This window comes from Paracraurococcus ruber, from assembly GCF_004353985.1.
Classification (GTDB): Bacteria; Pseudomonadota; Alphaproteobacteria; order Acetobacterales; family Acetobacteraceae; genus Paracraurococcus; species Paracraurococcus ruber.
Window position 1 is genome coordinate 1 of record NZ_SMOA01000219.1, and the last position, 9236, is coordinate 9236.

Annotated in this window: 7 protein-coding genes; 2 read left to right on the top strand and 5 right to left on the bottom strand. The window is 74.0% G+C overall.

Annotated elements, in window-relative coordinates:
• Positions 1 to 123: 123 nt before the first annotated feature.
• On the top strand, positions 124 to 549 hold the full coding sequence (locus E2C05_RS24695) for an organic hydroperoxide resistance protein (protein WP_133222305.1): 426 nt from the start codon (positions 124 to 126) through the stop codon (positions 547 to 549).
• Between the two features lie 275 nt (positions 550 to 824).
• Here the strand turns inward: E2C05_RS24695 and E2C05_RS24700 are convergent, their stop codons facing one another.
• The 5 genes from E2C05_RS24700 to E2C05_RS24715 all read right to left on the bottom strand — a co-directional run bounded on the left by E2C05_RS24700 (position 825) and on the right by E2C05_RS24715 (position 7775).
• Positions 825 to 1994, bottom strand: coding sequence for an aminotransferase (locus E2C05_RS24700; RefSeq protein ID WP_133222306.1), 1170 nt, complete (start codon positions 1992 to 1994; stop codon positions 825 to 827).
• Positions 1995 to 2411: 417 nt separating this feature from the next.
• Positions 2412 to 2624, bottom strand: a complete 213-nt coding sequence (locus E2C05_RS34340) for a hypothetical protein (RefSeq protein WP_205083042.1) — start codon at positions 2622 to 2624, stop codon at positions 2412 to 2414.
• Positions 2625 to 3665: 1041 nt separating this feature from the next.
• Positions 3666 to 4958: a cystathionine gamma-synthase family protein gene (locus tag E2C05_RS24705; protein WP_133222307.1), complete on the bottom strand. Its 1293-nt coding sequence runs from the start codon at positions 4956 to 4958 to the stop codon at positions 3666 to 3668.
• A gap of 116 nt (positions 4959 to 5074) precedes the next feature.
• Positions 5075 to 5680, bottom strand: a complete 606-nt coding sequence (locus E2C05_RS24710; RefSeq protein WP_133222308.1) for a cysteine hydrolase family protein — start codon at positions 5678 to 5680, stop codon at positions 5075 to 5077.
• Positions 5681 to 5732: 52 nt separating this feature from the next.
• Complete coding sequence (locus tag E2C05_RS24715) at positions 5733 to 7775, bottom strand: NAD(+) synthase (protein ID WP_133222309.1); 2043 nt, start codon at positions 7773 to 7775, stop codon at positions 5733 to 5735.
• A 634-nt stretch (positions 7776 to 8409) separates the two neighbouring features.
• Here E2C05_RS24715 and E2C05_RS24720 point away from each other — a divergent pair.
• A partial coding sequence (locus tag E2C05_RS24720) for a class I SAM-dependent methyltransferase (protein WP_133222310.1) occupies positions 8410 to 9236 on the top strand: 827 nt, incomplete at its 3' end.

A 9236-nucleotide genomic window follows, 5' to 3' on the forward strand; every position in this document is an offset into this window, starting at 1 on the left:
CGATGCGCGGCGCGACCGCTGCGGCCGCGCCGCCTGCCGCGGCCCGTCGCGCATCCGCCCCGGGCCGCCCGGCAACCCGGCGCCAGCGGCGCCGTTCCGGCCGGCGATGCAGGGGAGAGCCGCATGCCCGTGGACGTGAAGTACCGCACCGCCGCCACCGCCACCGGTGGGCGCGATGGCCGCGCCAGCACCGCCGATGGCAGCCTGGACGTGAAGCTGGCCACGCCGAAGGAACTCGGCGGCGGCGGCGGGCCGGGCAACAACCCGGAGCAGCTTTTCGCCGCCGGCTATGCCGCCTGCTTCCTCGGCGCGATGAAATTCGTGGCGTCCCAGGGCGGGCCGAAGGTGCCGAACGATGCCAGCGTGACGGCGACGGTGGGCATCGGCCCGCGCAGCGAGGGTGGCTTCGGCATCGATGTCGGCCTCGAGGTCAGCCTGCCGGGCCTGCCGCGCGACCAGGCGGAGGCGCTGGTCGAGCAGGCGCACCAGGTCTGCCCCTATTCCAACGCCACGCGGAACAACGTCCCGGTGCGGCTGCAGGTGGTCTGATATCGGCGGCCTTTCGCCCGGCCCGCGGCCGGCCGGAGGCCGAACGATGCCCGCCGCGACGCGACCCGAAGCGCGTCGCGGCGAACCCGTCCTGCGGCGGGCCAGGGCCAGGGCCAGGGCACGGGTGCCCGCGGGCGCGAACGGTGCCCGAATGCACCCGAACGACACCCATGGTCATCCCGGATGACCGTGGGTCCGATGCTCCAACTCCGATCGCCGACCCCCGGCCATCGCACGGCGGGCCGGGCCGCCTGCCGCCAGGCGCGGCGCCGCGGTCAGTGGGCCAGCCGCGCCGGCACCTGGGCGATCGCCTCCATGGCCGCATTGGCGAAGGCGAGCCGGAGATGCCTCTCCTGCCCCGGGCCGAAGAAGGGTCCGGGCAGGCCCAGCAGCCCGCGCCGGGCGGCCAGGTGCTCCGCCACCGCCATGGCATCCGGCCCGTCCTCCGGCACGCGGAGGTAGGCGAAGTAGGCGCCCAGCGCGTCCAGCCGCCAGCCGGGCAGCTGCGCCACCGCGGCGCGGAAGCCGGCGGCGCGCTCGGCCATCAGGTCGCGGTTGGCGGCGCGCCAGTCGGCCAGCGCCGGCACCGCCCAGGCGAGCGCGGCCTGCGCCGCCCGCGGCGGGCAGATCTGCCAGGTGTCCAGCGCCTTCAGCAGTTCCGTCCGGAAGGCGGGGCCGGCCAGGATGGCGCCGACCCGATGGCCCGGCACGCAATAGGCCTTGGAGAAGCTGTAGAGATGCACCACCCCGTCGCGCCAGCCGGGGTCTTGGAACAGCGCGTGCGGCGGGCCGCCGGCCGGCAGGAAGTCGCGATAGGTCTCGTCCAGCACCAGCCAGGCGCCGTGCCGGCGGCAGAGGGCGGCGCAGGCCTCGATCAGGGCCGGCGGGCAGACCGCGCCGGTCGGATTGTTGGGCGTGACCAAGACCAGGGCGCGCGCCCCGGCGGCCAGCAGCGGCGCCAGGCGGTCCGGGTCCGGCAGGAACCCGTCCTCCGCCCGGCAGGGCAGCGGGATGGCGGGGATGCCCTGCATCTCCAGCGCCATGCGGTGGTTGAAGTACCAGGGCGTCGGCAGGATCACGCCCGCCCCGGCGCCGCCGGCCGCCACCGCCATGGCCATGGAGAAGGCGATGTTGCAGCCGGCGGTGATGGCGACATCGGCGGCGCCGATCTCCGCCCCGTAGACGGCGGCGGCATCGGCGGCCAGGGCCTCCCGCAGGGCGGGGTCGCCGTCGATCGGGCCGTAGCCGGCGGCGGCGCGGCTGCCGGCGGCCTCGGCCAGGCGGGCCAGCATGTCGGGATGCGGCGGGTAGCCCGGCACCGCCTGGGTGAGGTCGATCAGCGGCCCGGCGCCGCCGGCATAGCGTGCGGCCCAGGCACGGGCGGCGGGGATAGGCGGGGCGTCGGTGGCGCGCAGGCGCGGCGAGAGCGGCAGCAGGTCGGGCATGCGGCGCAGGCTTCCACCGCCGCGCGACGGCGTCCAGAGCGGAATGACGGGGCGCCGGCCGCGCCACCGACGGAAAGCGGCATGCAGAACAACGGCTTGGCCTGGCGGGCGATCGTGCCGCCAGGGGCCGCCTCGGCTGGCGCGGCAGGGCAGGCCGGGGATCGTCCCGGGCGGATCGCGTCCCGCTGCATGCCTAAATCAGGGGGCGAGGGGGGCGGTGGCCTGCGCATCCCGGGGCGAACCGCCACGGCCGCCTTGCCGGCGCGGCCAAGGCCGGCGATCCGGCAGCCGCCGCGGCGGCGGGGCGGGTGCCAGGCCGGCCACCTTGGTGGCTGGCCGGTGGCTGGTGGTGCGGGGCGCGCGACGCGGCGGCGCGCGTGGATGGTGGCCGGGGGCCGGAGCGTCCGTTCCCGTGTGTCAGGCGTCGCCGGCGATGCCACGCCGGGCGGCCGCCTGGGAGCGGGAGCCCTGGGTGGTCCCGCCGCGCATGTAGTGCCGTTCCGGCCGGTAGCCGCCACGGCCGGCCCAGCTCGCCAGGGCATGGAGCCCGCGGCGAAGCCGGGCCGGGAGGGCAGACGGGGTCCGCGACAGGCTGTGATGCAGTTCGGACGGGGAAAGGGCCGCGGACATCGGAAAACCTCGGCTGGAATGAGTATACAATAAACTTTTCGTGTGTCAGGTCAACACGGAAATGTGAGAATTGTGCCTCTTTCCATGAGAGGGCATGGACCACGGCGGCGCTGACCAGGCGCATAGGCCGGCGCGGCGGCCATTTCTGTGCGGCACGTCACGGCGATGCGGCCGGATGCGGCGCACCGGCGCCGCCGTTGCGGACGGGCCACGGCCGGGCGGCGGGCAGGAGTGGCTGGCGGCTTGCCCGCGGGCCCGGCGCATGGCGGCGGCTGGTGCGCGGCACCGGCGCCGCCGTTGCGGACAAGGAATGGCAGGGCGGCGGGCAGGGGTGGCTGGCGGCTTGCCCGCGGGCCCGGCGCATGGCGGCGGCTGGTGCGCGGCACCGGCGCCGCCGTTGCGGACGAGGCACGGCCGGGCGGCGGGCAGGAGTGGCTGGCGGCTTGCCCGCGGGCCCGGCGTCTGACCGCGGCTGGTGCGGCAGGCCGATTTGCCACCGGCCGGGCATGCCCCCGTCGGCGCGACGCCGGCGGCGGGCCCAGATGGTCACGCCGCCCCATCCCGGCCTTGCCACGGGAATGGGCGCTGGCCAGCCGCGCCCGGCGCCGCACCGCGGCGCTGGGAACTGCATGGAAGGGGGGCGGGACGCCCGACGACGGGGGGTGCCGGCGGGGCGTCGGGTCGGGCGCCGGGACGAGGCGGCCTCCGCCGGCGCGCCCGCTGCCGGCCACGACCCGACCCGCTCGGGGCATGGTCACCGGCCGGGATCAACTCGTCCGGACCGCCATCGCGCCGGGGTCCCTGGTTGCGGCGGCACGCACCGTCCGGGGCGGATCGGCCCGTCCCGGGCGGGGCGTCGCACGGCGGCGCGACGGAGGGGCACCGGCAGTGCCTCCCCGCGGTCCGGAGGCGAAGCCCGGTCGCCAGCGCCAGACGGCCGGGCTCCCGGCCGTGGCCGATCGTGCCTGCCCCCCGCCACCATCGCCGCGCGGCACCCCGCCGCGCCGGGCCGGGGCGGCAGCCCCCCCCGGCGCCGTCCCCTCAGCCGCCGGCGTCGAGCGCCCCGAGCGCCTGGGCAAGGTCGGCGATCAGGTCGTCGGCATGCTCGATGCCGATGGAGAGGCGGATCAACCCATCCGTCACGCCGATGCGCGCCCGCAACTCCGCCGGCACGCCGGAATGCGTGGTGCTGGCCGGGTGGCTGGCGAGGGATTCCGTGCCGCCCAGGCTGACCGCCAGCTTGAACACCCGCAGCGCGTTCAGCACGCGGAAGGCCTCCGCCTGGCCGCCCGCGATCTCGATGCTGAAGGTGGAGCCGGGGCCGCTGCACTGCGTGTCGTAGACGCGGCGGGCGGCGCTGCCCTCCGGCAGGTGGTTCAGCGCATGCACCGCGGCGATGCGCGGATGCCGGCCGAGGAAATCCGCCACCGCCTCGGCATTGCGGGCCGATGCATGCATCCGCAGCGACAGCGTCTCCAGCGAGCGGCCGAGCATCCAGCAGGAATGCGGATCGAGCTGGGTGCCGATGGCGCCGCGCAGCAGCCGGATGGGGCGGAGCTGCGCCCGGCTGCCGACCGCCGCGCCGGCCACCAGGTCGCTGTGGCCGCCGACATACTTGGTCAGCGAATAGAGCACGACATCGGCGCCGTGCCGCAGCGGCTGCTGGAAGACGGGGCCGAGCATGGTGTTGTCGCAGGCGATCACCGGCCGCTGGCCCTGCTTCGCCGCGATCCGGTCGGCGACGGCGCGGACGGCGCCCAGGTCGACCAGCGTGTTCAGCGGGTTGGACGGCGTCTCGACCATGACCAGGCTGACCCGGCCGCGCGCCATGGCGCGCTCCGCCGCCGCCTGGATGGCATCGGGCTCCGCGCCCTCGTGGAAGCCTTCCGCGGCGATGCCGAGCCCGGAGAAGGTCTTCGCCAGCAGCGTCTCCGTCCCGCCATAGAGCGGCTGGCTGTGCAGGATGGCGTCGCCCGGCCGGGCATGCGCCAGGATGGTGGTGGCGATGGCCGCCATGCCGCTGCCGAAGACCAGCGCCGTCTCCGCCCCGTCCCAGAGCGAGAGGCGGTCCTCCACGATCTCGCTGTTCGGGTGGTTGAAGCGGGAATAGACGAGGCCGGCGCCGCCCGCGGGCGCGTCCTTCCGGCCGGCCACCACGTCGAAATAGTCGCGGCCTTCCTCGGCCGAGCGGAAGACGAAGGTGGAGGTGAGGAAGACCGGCGGCTTGACCGACCCCTCCGACAGGGCGGGGTCGTAGCCATAGCCCAGCATCAGCGTTTCCGGCCGCAGCCGGTGGTTGCCGATGGTCGTGTGGTGGCTGCGGTCCTCGCCCATGGCCTGCCTCTCCCGGGTGCCGGGCAGCGGATGCCGCTGCCGCCTCTGTCACGGCGCGGCGATCCTGCCATGCTTCGCCGCCCGGCCCCGCGCAAAGCTGCGCCAGCGGCGGCGTGCTACCCCCAGGCGTCCAGGATCTCGGCCGAGCTCGCCGTCTCCACCTGCTGGCCGTAGCGTTCCCGGTACAGCGTCAGCAGCGCGTCATGCGTGGTGTCGGAGGAGGAGCAGAGCGCATCCGTCGGCACCACCACCCGGTAGCCGCGGTCGACGCCGCCCAGCACGGCGGCGAGGACGCAGACATCCGTCTCCGCCCCGCTGACCACCAGCGTGTCGATGCCGCGCCGCCGCAGCCGGTCATGCAGGTCGGTGTCCACCCAGGGGCTGTAGACCGGCTTGTCCAGCAGCTCCGCCGGCGGGACCAGGCGGCGCAGCGGCGGCAGCAGCTCGATGGCGTCGGGCGGCAGGGCGTCCAGCGTCATGTCCGCCCATTTCTCCCAGTAGCCGCGCCAGGTGCCATGGCCCTCGCCCGGGCGCCGGGCCGGGATGAAGCGGGTGAAGATGGTGCGGTCCGGCCGGGCGCCGGCCAGGCGTTCCACCACCGGCAGCACCCGTTCCATCCAGGGGGTGTGCCAGGCGGTGTCGCAGAACAGGTTCTGCATGTCGACGCAGAGATGGATGCAATGCGGCCCCAGCGGGCCATGGATGAGTCCGTGCTTCGGCATGGCGTCCCCTTCCTCCCAGGCCGCTGCAACGGCCGGGCGGGGGCAGGGATGCTCAGGCCTCCGGCACGTTCCGCCGCAGCTCCTCCAGCCAGGCCCGGGCATTGCCGTCCGACGGCGCGCGCCAGTCCCCGCGCGGGGAGAGCGAGCCGCCCGCCGTCACCTTCGGCCCGTTCGGCATGGCGCTGCGCTTGAACTGGCTGAAGGCGAAGAAGCGCTGCAGGAACACCTCCATCCAGTGGCGGATGTCGCGCAGCACATAGGCGCCGCGCTTCTCGTCCGGGAAGTGCGGCGGCCAGTGGCCGCGCGCCGCGTCGCCCCAGGCCCGCAGCGCCAGGAAGGCGATCTTCGAAGGCCGGAAGCCGTAGCGCAGCGTGTAGTAGAGGTTGAAATCTTGCAGCGCATAGGGCCCGACCTTCGCCTCGGTGCTCTGCAGCGCCTGGCCGTCCTCGGCCGGGATCAGCTCGGGCGAGATCTCGGTGTCGAGGATCGCCTCCAGCGTCTCGTTCACCTCGGCCCCGAACTGGCCGGAGGCGATGACCCAGCGGATGAGGTGCTGGATCAGCGTCTTCGGCACGCCGGCATTGACGTTGTAGTGCGACATCTGGTCGCCGACGCCGTAGGTGCACCAGCCGAGCGCCAACTCCGACAGGTCCCCGGTGCCGAGCACGATGCCGTCCACGTAGTTGGCGGCGCGGAACAGGTAGTCGGTGCGCAGCCCGGCCTGCACATTCTCGAAGGTGATGTCGTAGACCGGCTCGCCCCGGCTGTAGGGGTGGCCCAGATCGGCCAGCATCTGCCGGGCGGCGGGGCGGATGTCCAGCTCATGCGCGGTGACGCCGAGCGAGGCCATGAGGCGATGCGCGTTGCCCTTGGTGCCCGCGGAGGTGCCGAAGCCCGGCATGGTGTAGGCGACGATGTCGGTGCGCGGCTTGCCCAGCAGGTCCATCGCCTTGGCGGCGACGATCAGCGCCTGGGTCGAGTCGAGGCCGCCGGAGACTCCGATGACGATCCGCTTGATCCGTGCGGCCTCCAGCCGTTGCGTCAGGCCGGCGACCTGGATGTTGTAGGCCTCGTAGCAATCCTGGGCGAGGCGCTCGGGATTGGCGGGGACGAAGGGGAACCGCTCCACCGGGCGCTCGAGCCCGAGATCCTCGTCGGGCGGGTCCAGCCTGAACGCCACCTGCCGCGTCGCCTGCGCCGCCGGAGTGTTGCGGCGGTTGTCGTCGAAGGTGCCCTGCCGCATCCGTTCCTGCCGCAGCAGGTCCAGGTCCACGTCGGCGACCGCCATCTGGGCGCCGCGCGGGAAGCGCGCGGTCTCGGCCAGCAGGGCGCCGTTCTCCCAGATCTCGGCCTGGCCGTCCCAACTCACTTCGGTGGTCGATTCGCCGGCGCCGGCGGCGGTGTAGACATAGGCGGCGAGGCAGCGGGCCGACTGGCTCTGGCACAGCATCCGCCGCGTCTCGGCCTTGCCGATGGTGATCGGGCTGCCGCTGATGTTCAGCAGCACCGTCGCCCCGGCCAGCGCCGCGGCGGAACTGGGCGGGATCGGCACCCAGAAATCCTCGCAGATCTCGGTGTGCAGGATCAGGCCTGGAACGTCCTCGGCGGCGAAGAGCAGGTCGGCGCCCCAAGGCGCCTGCTGGCCGGCGAAGCGGATCTCCCCGGGCGGGATCGAATCGCCCGCGGCGACCTGCCGCCTTTCGTAGAATTCCCGGTAGGTCGGCAGGTAGGTCTTCGGCACCACGCCCAGCAGCCGCCCGCGATGGATCAGCAGGGCGGTGTTGTAGACGCGTCCCGCATGGCGCAGCGGCGCCCCCACCACCAGCACCGGCCGCAGGGCGCGCGACGCGTCGATCAGGGTTGCCGCCGCGTCCTCCGCCGCATCCAGCAGCGCGTCCTGCAGCAGCAGGTCCTCGATCGAATAGCCGGAGATCGCGAGTTCCGGGAACACCGCCACCGCGGCGCCGCGCGCGTCGCAATCCCGCGCCACCGCCAGGATCGCCGCGGCATTCGCCGCCGGATCGGCCAGGGCGGTGCGGATGGTGCAGGCGGCGATGCGGGAGAAGCCGTGGCGGTAGAGGGACTCGAAGCGCATGCGGCATTCCAGTGGCGGTGGCGGCGGGGATATGGCGATGGCGGCGGGCGATGCTAACGCCGCCGGCCGGAATGGCGAACCGGCCCGGCCGGAAGGGGGCGCGGGCAACGCCTTCGCACCATCGCGGTTGCCGGCCGGCACCCCCCGACCATGGTGCAAGCCGATCGCGTCGCATTGCCCTTGCCAAGCGGCGGCGGCGGGTCCAGATTGTGCAGCGCAGCAAGCGGTGGTTCTAGTGGCCGCCGCCGGCTGCATTCTTGGACGTTTCCTCCCTAAACTCGGCGGCACCTCGTGTGCCGCCTTTTTTTTGCCCGCGGCACGGCATCTTGGTCCCGCAATCACCGATCCGTCATTCGCGAGCGCAGTCATCGCATGAACAGGGCGTGAGCAGTGCCTCCATCCGGCACTATCCGCCTGGACAGGGTGTTCCCCCATTCAATAAAGCCCAAGGCCAGGACGCGATGGTTGCTGTGCCGCCCGGTCGCTTCACCTTACGGACGCGGCGGCGACGGGGGGCGGCGGGGCCGCTGCCCGGCAACCGGGGCGGCGGTGGCCACCCCCGCATCCCGGCCCGGCCGCCTGCCGGACCGTGACCCAGGCCGGACATTCCCCAGGCCAGACCGGAGACCCCGACATGGACACCACCCCACCCGGGTTCCCGCCGCCGTCCCGTGCCGCCCTGTCCCGCCGCCTGGCCGAGCTGGAGACCGGGCCGGAGCTGGACTGGGCGCCGGAACACCTGGAAGGCCCGGCGCTGGCCTGGGTGGAGCACATCCCCTTCGCCTTCTGGCTGACCAAGGTGCTGCGGCCGCGCTGCCTGGTGGAGCTGGGCACGCATTATGGCATCTCCTACGGCGCCTTCTGCCAGGCGGTGCAGCGACTGGCCCTCGGCACCCGCTGCTACGCGGTGGATGGCTGGGAGGGCGACGCGCATGCCGGCCAGTATGGCGAGGAGGTGTTCCAGGCCGTCGCCGGGCTGAATGCAACGCGCTGGTCCGCCTTCTCCAGCCTGCTGCGCATGCGCTTCGACGCCGCCCGGCCGCGCTTCCTGCCGGGCGAGGTGGACCTGCTGCATATCGACGGCATGCACACCTACGAGGCGGTGGCCGAGGATTTCGCGCAGTGGCGCGACACGGTCGCCGACGGGGGCGTCGTTCTGTTCCACGACACCGCGGTGCATGACCGCGAATTCGGCGTCTGGAAGCTCTGGCAGGAGCTGCGGGCGGAGCATCCGCATTTCGAATTCCTGCACGGCCATGGCCTCGGCGTCCTCGGCCTCGGTGCGCATCACCCGGAGCCGCTGCGGGCGCTCTTCGCCGCCGCCGGCGACCGCGAGGCGACGGCCGCCATCCGCCAGCTCTTCGCCGCCCGCGGCGCCACGGTGCAGCTGCGGGTGCAGGCCCGCGCCCTGCAGGCGCGCCTCGGCAGCGCCGAGTCGGCGGCGGCGCAGGCGGCCGCCGG